Here is a 16,128-nt window from a genome sequence, read left to right as displayed (position 1 = left end):
GAGCACCGCTGGGTAGCTATGTACGGACGGGATAAGCGCTGAAAGCATCTAAGCGCGAAGCCCCCCTCAAGATGAGATTTCCCAATTAGTAAGACCCCTTGAAGACGACGAGGTTGATAGGCTGGGGGTGGAAGCACAGCAATGTGTGGAGCTGACCAGTACTAATCGGTCGAGGGCTTATCCTAAAGACTTTAGCTAAAATGATTCACATTGACTTTCGCATCCAGTTTTCAGTGTGCAATACGCTGATTGAAGTTTGCATTCCCTGATAGCTCAGTTGGTAGAGCACTCGGCTGTTAACCGAGTTGTCACAGGTTCGAGTCCTGTTCGGGGAGCCTTCTAGCTCTCATAGCTCAGTAGGTAGAGTGCATCCATGGTAAGGATGAGGTCACCGGTTCGATCCCGGTTGAGAGCTCCATTTTGCAAGGCCCGTTGGTCAAGGGGTTAAGACACCTCCCTTTCACGGAGGTAACAGGGGTTCGAATCCCCTACGGGTCACCAACAATATGGACGCTTAGCTCAGCTGGGAGAGCATCTGCCTTACAAGCAGAGGGTCGGCGGTTCGATCCCGTCAGCGTCCACCATTAATGGGGATTAGCCAAGCGGTAAGGCAACGGACTTTGACTCCGTCACTCCCAGGTTCGAATCCTGGATCCCCAGCCATTTTATTAAGAGCCATTAGCTCAGTTGGTAGAGCACCTGACTTTTAATCAGGGTGTCGAAGGTTCGAGTCCTTCATGGCTCACCATGTTTTATCAAACACGCGCATGTGGCGGAATTGGCAGACGCACTAGACTTAGGATCTAGCGCCTACGGCGTGGGGGTTCAAGTCCCTCCATGCGCATCACAGAAGAAGAACCCTTGATATTCAAGGGTTTTTTCTTTTTCTTTGAAGTGGTAACGAGGAGTTGTTACCGCATTTGGTAACATTTCATGGTAACATAAACTGAGTTATCCACAGTTTTTTAAGTTTTTATCTCTGTTTTGCACTGTTCATTGCCGTGCTAAATCCACTCGCAAGAAACCAGCGGGCGAGGAATAACGGGAAAGTGAAAACGGGTAAATGAAATGAATCAGCGCTTTGTTTCCACCGGAAACAGGCGCTTTTTTCTTTAATTTGCTGTACTCGTGACTGTGTGGGGAAAATGCAAATTTTCACATGGAAAATATTTTATAATGAAGTATAATAATTATATAAATGACGGTATAAGTCATGTCATGTTTTTGTTTCATGCGGGCCGTGCACCAAAGGGATCAAACAATCAGACTCCATGATGAGACTCCTTTGAATCCAAGCGATTCGGGAGTTTTTTATTTCACATTATCGCTTTACTCCTTTTGTTTAATCAGAGAGATAGAAATGATCACTCAAGATCAATTTGACAAGGAGGCGGGACGGGGGATGCATCCAACAACGGAGCTGTCCGGAAAGATGGTAGAACTGGTGGAGTCGCATGTCTATGAGCCTGAGCTGCGCAGGCTCGCGAAGGAATTTATCGCCTACAAGGCAACGGAATCAGGGGTGTTCGGCAGGCTGGCTTCACTGCACTGCGAAATGTTCGGCGGAACAGCCGGGCAGGCCGAATATGCTGCAGCCGCAGCGGAAATCATGATCCTGGCGCTTGATATTTATGATGATCTCCAGGATCTCGATAATGATGCAGTCCCATGGTCAAAGATCCCCGCAGCATTGTCCCTGAATGTAGCGATTGCGCTCCAGGCGTTGTGTATTGAAGCTGTGCGTCTTGGTGCGGAAGGTGACGACAGGCGGGCCATGCTGGCGATGAAGCTGCTCAATCAGGGAGTTCTCAAGGCGGTCAATGGGCAGCATACCGATTTGCGCAATGAATGGGCGACAGAAGAGGAATGTTTGCAAATGATTGCGGATAAATCAGGCGCCCTGGTAGCCGCCGTCTGTCTTGCAGGTACGGCATTGGCAACGGGGGAATACAATGAGAGCGTCGCTGCCTATGGACAAGCGCTTGGTGTAGCTGCGCAACTCCGCAATGATATCGCGGGGGTGGAAAGATGGGATAAGCGAAATGATCTGCTGCATCGCAAGCGGACGCTGCCTCTATTCTATGTATTGGAGGAGCCTGGCGAAAAGGCAGATATGCTGAGAGCCTATTATGACGGCGAATTGAGCCGGGATGAGGTTCTTGAGCATAAGCAGGAGCTTATGCAATATGTCCAGGAATGCGGTTGCATTGAATATGCCCGGGTACATGCGAGAATCAAAGAGTATGAGGTTGAGCAGGTGCTGTCAGCTATGGAACTGGAGGAGCACTGGAAGGAGAAGCTGAGACAATATATGTAGCTGCGTGCCGCGCAAAAACCGCACTTCAATCACGCAAAGAACGCGCAATGATAACTGCGTGATTCCACAACATCATTGTCGATGCAAGGAACAAAAGCCCATGTTATAGTAAAGGTGTAAAGAAAATAACGAGAGGTGGTAGTTTAAAATGATTAAAAACTTGGTGGCTCAATTGAAACAAAGTCCGGAGCTTTTGAACCTGCTGCTGCAAAATCGTGTATCCCTGGTTGGTGTAAGTGCTGTAGAACAGCGTGCACTGGTTGATGTGTTGAAATCCGAAACACTCTCCGAGAAAAAGGTTAACAATAACTACTGGATGTCGTACTGAGAGCAGTTGAAAGGATGAAGGGCATTTGAGGTCTGCATCAAGAAGAACGTGGGCACTATTAACGGTCGCTCTGCTGTTCGCTTTCTACTTTATATGGGTTCATTTCAATGTTCCATATATTGCGATTAGTACGACATATGACGGAGACCAATTTCTCGTCAGTAATATCGAGCAGGAGGCCTGGTCAGCCAAGAGCGGAATCCGGGTTGGCGATGTAATCCAGGAGCTGAATGGAGGCCCTCCTGCCGAGAACGACTGGTTAGTATGGTCCGGTAATATACAAACGGCACAAAACATAGTCGTTGAACGTGATGGCGAGCTGCTGCCTTTTGATTTTAGTGATATGTCCAAACAGCCCCTGTCGTTTAACTTGACCATTGTGCCGATTATGCTTTTTACACTCTTCTATCTATTCTCTACCTTTATTGCATACAAGAAGCCCGACGACAAGCCGGCCATATATCTCATCTTGTTTTTTATGTCCGTCGCTTTAGGATTTTTGGCCGCCGGTACAGGAGTGCGCGGTGATATTTTTTCTTATTTGTTTATGAAAATTTGTATTTTGGGAGTCCCGGTTATTTTTCTGCAATTCCTTGTAGAGTATTTCCGTCTCCGCAATATAAAAGTTTTGCCCTTTAAGACCGGGCATCTTCTATACATAGTTATAGCTGTTTGGCTTTTGCTTGAATGGGTTAACCGAACCAAAACCTCAATCGGCTTTCTTATCGGCAGCAACTTTGGGATCGTGATTTTGTTCTCTGTTGAAATGCTTTGTGTCTGGTATTTGCTTGTCCGTATGTATGCAAAATACCGGCAGACACCGCATGGCTCGCTGCTGAAATATATGATCTTCGGAAATGTTGGAGCGTTTGCTCCGTTTATTATTTTATATATTCTTCCGTTGGCGCTGTTAGGAAAACAACTGGTTGAGGCTGGAGTAGCAGCCTCGTTTTTTCTCGTTTTGCCGTTAATTTACATGTATCTGGTTGCCTCCAGGCAGTTGTTGGATATTGAATTTATTATTGGGCGCTTGCGTTACTATTGTCTGATTGCTATTATTCCAACCTTTCTATTAGTACCGCTTGTAGGGATGCTGATGCAACAGCAGCCGTTCCATTCTGTACAATGGCTGCAGTCTTTTCTGGTGGTATATATTGGTGTCATTCTGTTTTTGTATTTGAAGGAACTGCTGGATCAAAAGGTCCGCAACCGGCTGATTAAAGGGGCGCACCGCTATGAGCAAAGCCTCGAAGGCTTCTCCAAAAAAGTCGGGAATGTCATGAAAGTCCATGAACTGGAGCAAAGCCTTGCTGAGGAAGCGCTGGCTTTACTGCCTATCAGCTCGGTCAGTTTCCTGGAGCGGGATACGAAATCGAATGGAATTACATTGAAAAAAAGCTATGGTCCGTTCGTATTTCAGGATATATTGCCGCAGATCAGATATGGCACCCGCCATTTGAATGTCGGCGAGTACCTGAGAACTGTGGGCGGATGTTGTTATGTCATCGGTCAAAGCCAGTCTGTACAGCATTTGATGTGGATTAGTGATAAGGATAATCGCATGGAGTTCAACCATGATGAACGGGTATGGCTCAGAACTCTGATCACCTATGTCGGTTTCGTATATGAAAATCTGCAGCTGATCGAGGGGCTTGTGCAGGATCTGGATACCAGGGACAGCGAGAAGGCGCCGCCTTGGGTGCTTCGTTTGCTGTTCAGACTGTCTGAGCATGAGCGGCGCAAGCTGGCCAGCGACCTGCACGATTCCGCACTGCAGGATCAATTGCTCTGGTACCGCAGGCTGGAATCGCTGACGAATGATAATCTTGAGCTGTCTGAAGGGACAAAAGCGGAGCTTATGGATATTCAGGAAGGTCTGCTTGATGTCATCCATCAAATTCGTGAGACATGCAATGAGCTGCGGCCCCCGTTCCTGAAAGAAATGGGCGTCATTGGAGCTGTAGGCGACCTGTGTACAAGGGCACAGCTTCATGCGAACTATACAATCAATTTTCAGCATAGTGAATTTCATAATATGCTGGATGATGAGTATGTACTCACCATTTATCGAATTACGCAGGAACTGCTTCGTAACAGCATGAAGCATTCCAAGGCAACGAAAGTAGATGTGGAACTGTTCCATGACGGGGAAAAAATCCGCTACCGCTATCGGGATAACGGGATAGGGATGGAGCAGGAAAGGCTTCAATCGTCTTTTCAGCATATGGGGCTGTCCGGCATTCGTGAGCGGGTGTGGGGCCTTGAAGGAGATGTTGAATTTCAGACGGCTTTGGGAGAAGGGCTGGAGGTCTCGATTTGGCTGCCTCTGCCACAGCATGGTACGGTTCATCAAGCCATCTAACAGCCGGGCTGATCAAGCCTCATTGTCAGGCACTTAAAGGAGGGGCATTATGATTCGTGTACTGCTGGTGGACGATCATCCTTCTGTCGGAGAAGGAACAAAACATATGATTGAACATGACTCGGATATGAAGGTCACGATCGTATTCTCCGGGGCGGAAGCGCTCCAGCTTATTGAGCAGGAAGAGTTCGATGTGATGCTGTTCGATCTGAACATGCCGGTCATTAGCGGGTTGGAACTGACCCGCCGGGTGACGGGAGCGCACCCGGATACGGTTGTGCTTATTTATACGGGATATGATATTGCTGCTCATTTTAATATGCTCATTGAAGCGGGAGCATCCGGATTTATCAGTAAAGCATCATCCAGAGAGCAGTTGATTACGACCATTCGCTGCTCCTTGCGGGGAGAGGCTGTCATTCCTGTTCCTCTGCTGCGGCAATTACGGCGCAGTGAAGTCCGGTTCCAGCAGTCGGACGGCCAGGTGATCGAGGAAGTCTCGATCAATGAGAAGGAGCAGCAAATCTTGCGGGAGGTCGCCAAGGGCAGCAGCAACAGGGAAATTGCAACCAAGCTGTATATGAGCCAACGGACAGTAGAGTATAACTTGACCCGCATATTTGAAAAGCTTAAGGTTCGTTCCCGCTCAGAGGCAATCAGTGAATCGAACCGGCTTGGTCTCATTAATGACCATGAAATCGTGTAAGCAGATTGGATCTGTACGACGCGAAGCATTATTGATTCTGGAATCCCCGATCTCATTCATTGGAATGAGGGCGGGGATTTTTAATGTGCACAGGATGTGCTCCGTGAGGAGTGAGGACACTGCCTACCGCAAGTCCTATTACGGTACCGCCTATACAGAAGTCTTGAAGCACGCCAACCCGCAATGGTATTGCGCCCTCAAGTTGCGGTTCACGTAGGAAGTCTGCGTTATTCTCCAGGTCGGATTTCGGTGAAAAACTTCCTGGGCTGTTTTATGATTTAGTTATAGGATAAGCATTGCACCATAGCTTGAAATAAAAAGGATACCGAAGCAGGTGAGTCCACCAAAAGCATTTTTTACTTTCCGGTGATAGCAGCTGTCGTGATTGCGTATATCAGATAGGGAGGCTTCCGGTCTGGAACAGACTGGCGGTACATACAGACGGCGGCCTGTGTGTCTTTCGCGGGCAAGCAGAGGCAGTCGTTACGCAAAAGAAGGGGAGAGCGTATGTGGCAATCCATTAGAGTTTATTATTACAACGATAACAAAGAAGAGCTACTGAAGCATGCTTTTGGACCTGTCATGAGGGAGCTTAGGGAGCAATTTGGCATCCGGCGGCAATATATGCGGCGCCATTGGAAGCTGGGACCGCATCTGGCCCTTATAGTGGACATTAAGGACTGTGGTGAACAGCGGTATTATGAGGAGGTGCTGCCATACATTAAAAGGCGCCTGGAGGAGTATTTGCAGGATTCCCCATCAAGTACAGTGCTCAATTCTGAATCTTATATTGCGTTAAGCCGCAAGCTTGGCGGGTGGGAATTCGAGCCGGGGCCGTATGAGCCGCTGCAGGCTGATAATACAATTGTATCCGGCCCGGCAGATCATCTCAGCGAAGACATGGGCAGTCCGGAGCTTGGGGAAATGCTGCGCTGCTTCTACTCGGATACAGCCCCGCTGCTATTGGAGACGCTGGAGCGGACAGAAATAAGCGATGAGGAACGATATGGCCTTGTTGTACAGCTTATGGCGATTATCGGCAGCTTGTATCCGGAAGAAGGGCTGCTGCGCGGACACTTGTCTTACCGCTCCCAGCTTGAAGGCTACATCAATCAGTTCCCCGAACCGGATGCGGTAAGAAGACATATGGCGAATTGGACAGATCAGCTTGGCAGGCAAATTCGCTATCAGGTCCAGGCGATTACTGATTGCCTTGAGGACGGGGTCTATGCAGGGGCTGATCCGCTGTTGCGGCAATGGTCGGTGGTTGCAAAGACACTTTATGACCGGGCTTATAAAGTAGCGTTTAAAGGGGAGCTGGTAGTTCCCAAAGAGCAGTACAAGTCGCTTGAAGATCATTATGAGGATGAGACCCGTGGCCGCTGGGGGAAGCAGGCCGAGCACCTTTTTGGGTCACCAGCATATGCGGCCTACCGGATTCCGGTTAACGCCTTCTATTATTTAATGCCGCTAATGGGAATCACCCCGCATATGAAGCATATTTTGTGCGAGCTGATCTCATCTGCAGTGGAGCGTCTTTACGGGACGACCTGGCAGGAACTTACCGGAAGATATACAGGATTAAGGCAGAGACGGCAAAGAGAGCTGGCAGTTGGTTCACCGGCGGAACCCTATGCAAATTAGCTGAAAATAATAGAAAGCAACCTATAGCTTGTGTCTCCTTACTGTGGTGAAAATGCTTACGGTGCTGAAGAATTGGTGTACACCGCAAAAGCAATTGGGCGACTGCAATGATTCTGCGGTGTTATGCAGGTTGAATTTCGGTGTTGCGGGCTTGCTTTTCAGCTAAGATTAGACTATAACTTTAACAATTCATGGTATTAACTTCCATTTTAATAAATGGAATACTTGCCTGGCAGGTATTCGGAAGGGGAGGCATCCATTAATGAAAAATGAACATGTAATTGAGGTGAATGACGTTACAAAATCCTACGGTAAAGTCCATGCTGTACAGGGAATCTCTCTGTCGGTGAATAAAGGGGAGGTATATGGTGTAATCGGCCCGAAAGGGGCAGGAAAATCAACGTTGCTGGAGATGCTGATGGGGGTTCGAAAGGCTGATGGCGGAAGCATCAACGTCTTGGGTCTGGATGTTGTGCAGGAGGAGGAGACGCTGAAGCACAAAATCGGTATCCAGTTGCAGGCGACTTCGCTTTTTGACCGGGTGAAGGTGAAGGAGGCACTCAAGCAATTCCATTCCTACTACAACAAGACCAGATGCTTGGATGAAATAATCGGCATGTTCTCGTTGGAGCCTTACTTGAATAAGTACGTCAGAAAACTGTCCGGCGGCTTGCAGCAGCGCACTGCACTGGCAATTGCACTGGTGAATGATCCGGAGATCATATTCCTCGATGAGCCAACGGCAGGACTTGAACCGCAGGCCCGTGCAGAACTTTGGGATATTGTGGAGCTGATGAAGGAAGAGGGCAAGACAATTGTTGTATCCACGCATGACATGGAAGAAGTAGAAACGCATTGTGACCGCGTTGCTGTCGTGGTGGAAGGGAAGCTGTTCGCCAGCGGGACACCGGATGAGCTTATCGCACAGCTGCCTGGAGGGAACGGAACCATGGAGGATGTCTATTTACAGATGGCTGTATTTCAGAATGGGGTGTCCGCATAATGCAAGCCATGCTTACGCATACGAAAATGGAAATGAGAATGTTTTTTCGCGAAATTATCGGTTTATTCTTTGTCTTTATTATGCCCGCCTTATGCTTCTATTTCTTCGGAAGCTTGTTCGGTACTCGGCAATACGGGGATATGACTTATTTTGACCAGTATATTCCAGGCATGATCGGTGTTATTCTGTTCACTGCAGGATTCTTCATTATTGGTTTGCAAGTCGTCATTGACCGGGAAAAAGGGGTATATAAACGGTTGAAGGGTACGCCGCTGAAGCCTGCTTATGTGTTTCAGGCGATTTTAACAAAAGGGTTCTTCGCCGTTTTTGCAGGAGCGCTGGAAATTATTCTAATTGCCAAGTATGCGTTTGGTGCGCCTGTTTCCAACCATTTGCTGCAATTCTTGCTGTCGCTGATTTTCTCAGCGGTTACGTTTTTCGCTATAGGCTTTGTGGTTGCAAGTATTGCCAAACGGTTTCAGAGCGCAATGGCGATTGGTTTTGTTGCGATGTATCCGATGATGTTTCTGTCCGGCGCGACAATTCCCCTCGATAATCTGCCAAATGGCTTGCAGACTGTATCCATGTTTATTCCGCTTAAATATGCGGTACATATGATGCAAAATGGCTGGACAGGACAGCTCTTCACCTCTGCCAGCACATTGGATGCGATCGTTCTGGGCAGCATTCTGACTGCTGGGATCATCATCGGAATCCGCTTCTTCCGCTGGGATATCGAGTAGGCCGACAACAACAGCATATTGAGCTTCTTCGTTCGGACAGCTCCGCCGGTTAGTATCGGTGAGGGCTGTTTTTGCTGTGCGGTGTCATGGTGTATTCCATTTTTTACAATTTGGGCTTTACATTGTAATTTAATAGTGATACTATAAAAATCAAATAATATTCAACGTTGACTATACAAAATTGGAGGTTTTAGAAATGACCCGTCTTATGGTGTTGGGCTTATTAAGAAACGGACCGATGTCCGGATACCAAATGCATCAGATGCTCCAAATGCTGCAATCTGACAAATGGGCGGGAATTTTGCCCGGATCGATTTATCATGCGCTTAAAAAAATGGAGCAAGAGAAATTTGTAGAGATTGCTTCGGTGGAGCAAACAGGCAACCGCTCCAAGGCCATCTACCGGATTACCCCAAGCGGGGAGCAGGAGATGAAGAAGCTCATTACAGAATCACTGAGCATATCTTCGATCGCTTTCCCGGCTCCGTTGTATACCGGCATTTCATTTCTTGCATGGATACCGGCTGATGAAGCAGTGGCAGCTCTGGACCAGCAAATTGCGAAAATAACAAAGGATTATGAGGAAATGAAGTACGGGGAGGAGCAAAAACAACAGGAAGGAGATCTCCCTGCAATTGTCCGGCTTTCGTTCGATAATATGTACGATCACTACGAGCTTCATTTAAGCTTTCTGCAAAAACTGAAGTCCGAAATAGTACGTAAACGCGAGGAGGATTAAGATGATTAAATCTTTGGTTCAAGCGAAAGGTCTCGTCAAGCACTACGGGGAGCGGAAGGTCGTAGACGGGGTGAGCATCCAGGCAGCAGAAGGAGAAATAATCGCGATTATCGGGCCGAACGGCGCAGGTAAATCGACATCTATGGATATGATGCTCGGTCTGAGAAAGGCGGATGCCGGAACCGTCACTTACTGGGAGGAGAATTACCGCAGCCAGGTAGGCGTGCAGCTTCAGGATACACCGTTTTTCCCCGGCATGACAGTCATGCAGAACCTGCGAATGTTCGCAGCTTTCTATGGACAAAAGCTGTCGCGGCAGCGGTCCATCGAGCTGCTTGCGATATCGGGCCTTCAAGGGATGGAGAAGCTGGAGGCTTCCCGGCTGTCAGGAGGACAGCAAAAGAGACTCGCTATTGCGCTTACACTGGCCCATTCACCGAAGCTGCTGTTTCTCGATGAGCCTACCGCTGCTTTGGACCCGCGGGCCAGACGGGACATTCATGAACTGATTCGTGAGTTGTCGGCGAAGGGGACAGCGATCATTTTCACCTCGCACGACATGGAAGAGGTCGGGAAGCTTGCAGACCGGATTCTCCTGATTGATAAAGGGAAAGTGGCTGCCGAGGGCACTGCCGGGGAACTGTTGATGCAGCACCAGTCTGAAACGCTGGAGGAGCTGTACTTGAATAAAACAATGGGGGCGGTCATATGAAAAGCACCATCTTTGCGGCTATGCTGGGGTTAACGCTAAAGGATAAGATCACGCTGTTCTATTCACTGATTTTTCCGTTGGCACTGCTAATCGGGCTGGGGATGTATTTCGATACGCCAGAGTATCAGGAGAAGCTGATCGCCGGTGTTACCGCTCTCGGAGCTTTATTCTGGGGAGTGCAGGGAATCGCCTTTCAGGTGTATCAGCAAAGAAGCCGCGGTGTCTACAAGCTGCTCATGATGACCCCGTTTTCCATCCTGTCTTTCATCCTCACAGTTACCCTCGCCAGAACAGTAGTCGGACTGGCGATCAACGGAATCATTTTGGCAACAGGTTTGCTGTTATTTGGTTTGACGTATTCCATTGTCAACCTGCTTCTGTTTACAGGGCTGCTGCTTTTGGGAACGCTGTGCTTTACAGCACTTGGCTTTGTCATAGCGAATCTGGCATCCAATGAAGGCCAAATCAACAGTTTATCCAATCTGCTGCAAATTCCGATGATTTTCGGGAGCAGCGCGTTCTATAGTCTGGAACAGGCACCAGCCTGGATCAAGCTGACAGGCGAGTTCTTCCCGTTCGCCCACATGATTAACGGGCAGACCGCTGCGCTCACAGGCCAACTAACAGAGGTTCTTGTGCCTATGAGTCTGCTGTTTCTATTCACCGTCCTCTTCGTAGTGTTGGCTGCAGTTACATTCAGATGGGATAGCCGCACCAGCTTCCTCGCTATTAGAAGACAGTATTAAGTTCTGTCTTAAATCTACCCTTTAACCGCTTGATCTGTTATCCTGCTTATCCACGTACTTTGCATGACGAGACGGGGATAAGCAGGGTTTTATTAGTTTTGAAGATGATGGAGGTTGGAAATTAAACTTGTTTAGTGGGCTTTGCTGTATTCTTAATGAGATTAAATAAAATTTTCAGTGTATCCGTGGCAGGTGTTTTTTGCATACGGGCAATGTAGCTGGTTTTATTCTTCAAAAGGTCGGCAGTGTGTTCAGCCAGTGTATCCGGTGTCAGATGTTCTTCGTTCAGCACCTTGGCGAAACCGGCAGTCTCAAATGACTGGGCATTGAGCAACTGGTCTCCGCGGCTTTGCGCTCTGGTAAGCGGAATCAGAAGCATAGGCTTCCGCAGATGCAGGAATTCGAAAATAGAGTTGGAACCGGCACGGGAGACGATGATGTCTGACAGGGCAAGCAGGTCTGGAAGCTCTTCGTTAACGTACTCATACTGCCGGTAGTCTGCAAGATTCAAGGAGGGATCGATCTGCCCCTTCCCGCATAGATGAATAATCTGAAAACGTCTGGCTAGTGATCGAAGATCGGCACGGACAGCGTTATTGATTGCTTGAGAGCCGAGGCTGCCGCCCATAATAAGGAGAACCGGCTTGGCGGAAGTAAATCGACAGAACTCGCGGCCTTTTTGAGCATTGCCTTCCTTGAGCTGTTCCCTGATAATAGCCCCGATATAACGGGCTTTGCCGGAAGGGAGATGCTTCCCGGTCTCCGGAAATGTCGTACAGACGCCCGTGGTGAACGGGATAGACAATTTGTTTGCCAGCCCCGGCGTCAAGTCGGACTCATGAATAAGTACAGGAACCCGGTTCAGCCATGCCCCAAGCACAACAGGAACGGAGACGAAGCCTCCCTTGGAGAAGAGGATGTCCGGCTTTTGTTTTTGGATCAGACGGAAGGCCTGACAGATTCCCTTGATGACCCGGAAGGGGTCCTTTATATTTTGCCAGTCCAAATAACGGCGCAGCTTGCCTGTGGAAATGCCGAAGTAGTTGACGTCTTCCACGGATGAAATAAGCTGCCGTTCGATACCGGACACGGAACCGATATAATCAACGGACCAGCCCTCCTCCAGAAATAGAGGGATTAACGCAAGGTTGACAGTCACATGTCCGGCTGATCCGCCGCCTGTGAACATAATTTTTTTCAATGTGCATTCACTCCTCGAATATTCAGAGACTATTGCATAACGGTAATCCCCAGTTCCCGGTAGGGTGCCAGTGTGCCGGCAGAAACCTCCGGTTCTGTCACCAGACAGCTCAACGCGTTTGCGGGCGAAAAGATAAAGGAAGATGAAGTGCCGAGCTTATCTGCCGTTGCAATGGCAACGACCTCGGAGGATGAGGCGATCATTTGCCGCTTCACATGCATCTCTTCTATAAAGGGTACGCTGAGACCAATTTCAGGATGTATGCAATAAACCCCGATGAAACACAAATCCGCCCGGATATTGGACAGGGCGCTGACGGTCGCCGCACCGATGTTGATGAGTGAATTTTTGAATAAATGTCCACCCAGCATGATGACTTCAATTCCGGGATGTGATGCGAGCGCTACGGCAATCGGAGGGCAATTGGTAACTACGGTTGCTGAAAGCTGCCGGGGAAGCCGCTCTGCCACACGCAATGTCGTTGTTCCACCGTCCATAATAATGACTTGACCGTCACGTACCAGGGAAACAGCTTTCTCGGCAAGCTGTTCTTTGGCTTCAATTGAATGAAGCTGCCGATCATCATAGCGGACTGCTGCAGGCGCTTTCGGGAGTGCGCCGCCGTGAACGCGATGAAGCAAACCGGCTGCATCCATTTCCCGTAAATCCCGCCGGATGGTATCTTCGGATACCTGTAATTGCTGGCTGAGCTCGGTCGCTACGACCTTGCCTTTCTGTATTAAACGTTCCAGAATGAGCTGGTGCCGTTCTTCTCGTAACATAGGATCTCCTTGTTTATAATTGAATTTGCGTGTTTATGCGTGTTATACTGAGTTTATTATATTTGATTTTCCTTGTTTTGGTCAATATTATGAAGGGTAAGCCATAGTTTTTCGAAGAGAAATGCGTGCCCGAAATATGGTAAGGAGTGAAGAGAGATGAAGCGAATTGCAATTGACATGGATGAGGTTATGGCGGATTTTAATTTGAAGATTATAGATCTGGTGAACCGCGAATATCAGGGAAATGTAACGCTGGATGAATTCAATGGAAAAAAGCTTACCCAGATTCGTCCGCATTTGAATGACCAGGTGCGTGAGCATATCATTGCCTCTAATTTCTTTCGTGATTTGCCTGTCATGAAGGACAGCCAGCAGGTGATTGAAGAGTTAAGCCGAACCTATGAAATTTTTATTACGACAGCGGCGATGGAATTTCCAAGCTCCTTCACAGCAAAATACGAATGGCTGAAAGAGCATTTCGGATTTCTCAAGGATATGAATTTTGTCTTTTGCGGGGATAAGAGCATCATTCATGCTGATTACCTGATCGATGACAACTCCCGTCACTTTACGAGATTCCAGGGTCAAGGCCTTCTGTTTACTTCTCCTCATAACATATACGAGACAGGCTGCGTCCGGGTGAACAACTGGTTGGAAGTCAGGGATTATTTTCTTGGTTAGATAAAGCAGGACTGGGGATTCTTCAAGAAATCCGGAAACAACTGAGATCAGAAGAGCTTTCCACAAGGCGTCCTCTCTCAAGTCTTCGTTTTATTATATATTCCGCTTGCCTGTGCGAATTGAAATGATCCAGCTCTATCGGATAGCTGGCATGTTAATTGAAGATTCACAGATGGGAGTGACGGGAAATGAAACAGGAACAGGGGAAGCTGCAAATCGGGACACTGGGCTGCGGGACAATCTCTCAGGCGGCGCATCTGGAGGCTTGTGCAAGGGCTGGCAATGCGGAGCTGTATGCCATTTGTGATGTAGCAGAGGATTTATTGGATCGTGTGAAGGCTGTCCATCAACCGAAGAAGGCTTATATCAATTATGACGACATGCTGGCTGATCCCGGAGTCGATGCTGTCGTCATTGGCATTGCTGACCAATTCCATGTCCCGATGGCACTCAAGGCGATTCGCGCGGGCAAGCATGTGCTGGTAGAAAAGCCGCTGGGAGTAACCATTCAGGAGTGTGAGCAGTTGGAAGCTGAGGTGCGTGCGTCAGAGCTGGTCTTGCAGGTGGGGAACATGAAGCGTTTCGATCCGGGCATTGCTTATGCACATCAGTTCATTCAGGAGGAAATGGGCGAACTGCTGGCCTTGAAAGCCTGGTATTGTGATTCCACGTACCGGTATCAGGTGACGGAGAATGTGATGCCGGTCATGGTATCGAGTGAAGCGGCGTTACGACCGGAGGGCAACCCGAAGCTGGATAGACAGCGTTACTATATGCTGACGCACGGCAGCCATCTCGTGGATACGGCCAGATTCCTCGGTGGGGATATTGTGAGCGTGCATGCCTGGCATGTGCAAAAATTCGGGGCGTACAATTGGATGATCACGATTGAATATGCCAGCGGTGCGATTGGACAGCTGGATCTGACGGTGGCCGTCCGGATGGATTGGCATGAGGGCTTCCAGGTGTACGGGGAGCAAGGAAGTGTCACGGCCAAAACCTACAATCCCTGGTTGTTCAAGGCCAGTGATGTGGAGGTTTTCTCGGCCAGGGACGGGCTGTACAGACGCCCGTTAGGCGAGGATGCCCATTTCTTCAAGCTTCAGCTGGAGTCGTTCGCAAATACGATCTTGCACGGCACTCCAATGAAGGGGGCAAATGTGCAGGACGGTATTCAGGCGATGCGGGCGATGACAGCTATCGCCAGATCGGTGGAGACAGGGGAGAAGATTTGGCTGGCCGACGTCTCCGGTGGTGTATGATGGAGCTGGGGATTTTCGCGAAAACTTTCAATCGGAATTCGATACTGGAGGAAGCCTTCGAGCTAATTGGTGATTCCATTATTATTGCCCATGCCAAAGATGTGAGTGGTGATGAAGCCCAGGAATTTACCGCAGCGGGTCAGGGTATCGTGGATTATGATTTTTATTTGCATTTATTGCAGTCGGTTTCATTTCAGGGAGCGTTGATTGTACATGGCCTTGGGGAGCATCAAGTAGAGGAAAGCCTGAATTTTATCAGGAAAAAACTGCAATTGTAATGGGTGGTTATGTTTAGGGATACAAGCGCTGGTCCATCGGCAACGATGGTAATTGACGATCTCTTGCTTCCAGTTTCCAATGGTTTTCATGCAAGAGGCTATAGCAGGATACCGTAAGCTTTTTTTGCTCGAGCCAGTGAAAAACAGATGGATGTTGGCTGTCTACATCTTACAGCTCGATTTCAGCACATTTGGGAAGTGCTTGAAGCGGGTTTACGTGGACAGCTGGACGGAGATGGTAATTCAGGGTGCAAAAGCGGCTGCTCAGAGGCCAAAACCAGCATAATCAACAATTAATTTCCATTTAAAGATATGTTATTATTACATGGTAGTGATGGGGAGGGGGACTATTAAAAAACGTCTGTTTTATTCTATCTTGCTGATGGTAGTTGCCCCGCCAAAACGTGCAGGAGACCGGATAAAAACAGACAAATGAGACGCGTAAAGATTAGCCCAGTTATTCCGGGCGGCGAGTTAACTGCGGTACATATGCCAACGCTTGAAGACGAAGTGTTGCGAGACTTGGTTCGGGCACGAGAAGATGCCAAAGATGACATGATGCGCTATAAGCAGCGGTTTTGAAGATCTGTAATGAAAGTGACCCGCAAACAATTCATAAACAAC

At 48.5% G+C, this 16,128-nt stretch carries 15 protein-coding genes, 7 tRNA genes and 1 rRNA gene; 21 read left to right on the top strand and 2 right to left on the bottom strand.

Annotation, left to right across the window (positions count from 1 at the left end; translation table 11 throughout):
- From H583_RS0102525 to H583_RS31660, 18 genes are all read left to right on the top strand, one after another.
- Positions 1 to 185 (top strand): 23S ribosomal RNA (locus H583_RS0102525); the annotation flags it as partial.
- 77 nt (positions 186 to 262) lie between these two features.
- Positions 263 to 335 (top strand) — tRNA-Asn (locus tag H583_RS0102520).
- A gap of 7 nt (positions 336 to 342) precedes the next feature.
- Positions 343 to 418: transfer RNA gene (locus tag H583_RS0102515), tRNA-Thr, on the top strand.
- A gap of 8 nt (positions 419 to 426) precedes the next feature.
- Positions 427 to 501 (top strand) — tRNA-Glu (locus tag H583_RS0102510).
- Between the two features lie 7 nt (positions 502 to 508).
- Positions 509 to 584: transfer RNA gene (locus tag H583_RS0102505), tRNA-Val, on the top strand.
- Positions 585 to 588: 4 nt separating this feature from the next.
- Positions 589 to 663, top strand: a tRNA-Gln gene (locus tag H583_RS0102500).
- A 9-nt stretch (positions 664 to 672) separates the two neighbouring features.
- Positions 673 to 748 (top strand) — tRNA-Lys (locus H583_RS0102495).
- 15 nt (positions 749 to 763) lie between these two features.
- Positions 764 to 844: transfer RNA gene (locus H583_RS0102490), tRNA-Leu, on the top strand.
- A 558-nt stretch (positions 845 to 1,402) separates the two neighbouring features.
- A complete protein-coding gene (locus tag H583_RS0102485; RefSeq protein ID WP_028559084.1) occupies positions 1,403 to 2,317 on the top strand; it encodes a polyprenyl synthetase family protein in 915 nt (304 codons plus the stop codon).
- Between the two features lie 148 nt (positions 2,318 to 2,465).
- Positions 2,466 to 2,645 (top strand): competence pheromone ComX, encoded by a 180-nt coding sequence (gene comX / locus H583_RS31665; RefSeq protein WP_036708109.1) that lies wholly within the window; start codon positions 2,466 to 2,468, stop codon positions 2,643 to 2,645.
- 25 nt (positions 2,646 to 2,670) lie between these two features.
- Positions 2,671 to 5,007, top strand: coding sequence for an ATP-binding protein (locus H583_RS0102475; RefSeq protein ID WP_028559083.1), 2,337 nt, complete (start codon positions 2,671 to 2,673; stop codon positions 5,005 to 5,007).
- A 49-nt stretch (positions 5,008 to 5,056) separates the two neighbouring features.
- Entirely contained in the window at positions 5,057 to 5,713 is a 657-nt protein-coding gene (locus H583_RS0102470) for a response regulator transcription factor (protein WP_028559082.1), read from the top strand.
- 507 nt (positions 5,714 to 6,220) lie between these two features.
- Positions 6,221 to 7,357, top strand: coding sequence for a lantibiotic dehydratase C-terminal domain-containing protein (locus tag H583_RS0102465; protein ID WP_028559081.1), 1,137 nt, complete (start codon positions 6,221 to 6,223; stop codon positions 7,355 to 7,357).
- A 262-nt stretch (positions 7,358 to 7,619) separates the two neighbouring features.
- The gene (locus H583_RS0102460) at positions 7,620 to 8,360 is read left to right on the top strand and encodes an ABC transporter ATP-binding protein (protein WP_028559080.1); all 741 of its coding nucleotides are present in this window, start codon (positions 7,620 to 7,622) and stop codon (positions 8,358 to 8,360) included.
- Positions 8,360 to 9,103 carry an ABC transporter permease gene (locus H583_RS0102455; RefSeq protein WP_028559079.1) on the top strand — a complete coding sequence of 248 codons (744 nt, stop codon included), beginning with the start codon at positions 8,360 to 8,362 and terminating at the stop codon, positions 9,101 to 9,103. The genes H583_RS0102460 and H583_RS0102455 overlap by 1 nt, the downstream gene beginning before the upstream one ends.
- A 196-nt stretch (positions 9,104 to 9,299) precedes the next feature.
- On the top strand, positions 9,300 to 9,842 hold the full coding sequence (locus H583_RS0102450; RefSeq protein ID WP_028559078.1) for a PadR family transcriptional regulator: 543 nt from the start codon (positions 9,300 to 9,302) through the stop codon (positions 9,840 to 9,842).
- A 1-nt stretch (position 9,843) separates the two neighbouring features.
- Positions 9,844 to 10,554 carry an ABC transporter ATP-binding protein gene (locus tag H583_RS0102445; protein ID WP_036708105.1) on the top strand — a complete coding sequence of 237 codons (711 nt, stop codon included), beginning with the start codon at positions 9,844 to 9,846 and terminating at the stop codon, positions 10,552 to 10,554.
- A complete protein-coding gene (locus H583_RS31660) occupies positions 10,551 to 11,300 on the top strand; it encodes an ABC transporter permease (RefSeq protein ID WP_051235866.1) in 750 nt (249 codons plus the stop codon). Before H583_RS0102445 ends, H583_RS31660 begins: the two co-directional genes overlap by 4 nt.
- Positions 11,301 to 11,421: 121 nt before the next feature.
- Here H583_RS31660 and H583_RS0102435 read toward each other — a convergent pair whose 3' ends face one another.
- Together H583_RS0102435 and H583_RS0102430 are read right to left on the bottom strand one after the other, a co-directional pair.
- Positions 11,422 to 12,489 carry an undecaprenyldiphospho-muramoylpentapeptide beta-N-acetylglucosaminyltransferase gene (locus tag H583_RS0102435; RefSeq protein WP_036708245.1) on the bottom strand — a complete coding sequence of 356 codons (1,068 nt, stop codon included), beginning with the start codon at positions 12,487 to 12,489 and terminating at the stop codon, positions 11,422 to 11,424.
- Between the two features lie 41 nt (positions 12,490 to 12,530).
- On the bottom strand, positions 12,531 to 13,283 hold the full coding sequence (locus tag H583_RS0102430; protein ID WP_028559075.1) for a DeoR/GlpR family DNA-binding transcription regulator: 753 nt from the start codon (positions 13,281 to 13,283) through the stop codon (positions 12,531 to 12,533).
- A gap of 156 nt (positions 13,284 to 13,439) precedes the next feature.
- On the opposite strand from H583_RS0102430, the gene H583_RS0102425 reads away from it, so the two are divergent.
- The 3 genes from H583_RS0102425 (at position 13,440) to H583_RS0102415 (ending at position 15,504) form a co-directional block, all read left to right on the top strand.
- Entirely contained in the window at positions 13,440 to 13,964 is a 525-nt protein-coding gene (locus H583_RS0102425; RefSeq protein WP_028559074.1) for a 5' nucleotidase, NT5C type, read from the top strand.
- Positions 13,965 to 14,152: 188 nt separating this feature from the next.
- Positions 14,153 to 15,226 (top strand): Gfo/Idh/MocA family protein, encoded by a 1,074-nt coding sequence (locus tag H583_RS0102420; RefSeq protein WP_028559073.1) that lies wholly within the window; start codon positions 14,153 to 14,155, stop codon positions 15,224 to 15,226.
- Complete coding sequence (locus H583_RS0102415; RefSeq protein ID WP_154665780.1) at positions 15,196 to 15,504, top strand: sugar phosphate isomerase/epimerase; 309 nt, start codon at positions 15,196 to 15,198, stop codon at positions 15,502 to 15,504. Before H583_RS0102420 ends, H583_RS0102415 begins: the two co-directional genes overlap by 31 nt.
- Positions 15,505 to 16,128 lie beyond the last annotated feature (624 nt).

Origin of the sequence: Paenibacillus pinihumi DSM 23905 = JCM 16419 (genome assembly GCF_000422505.1) — a bacterium.
In the GTDB taxonomy this organism is placed as follows: domain Bacteria; phylum Bacillota; class Bacilli; order Paenibacillales; family Paenibacillaceae; genus Paenibacillus_D; species Paenibacillus_D pinihumi.
This window is presented reverse-complemented; position numbering and strand designations above follow the sequence as displayed.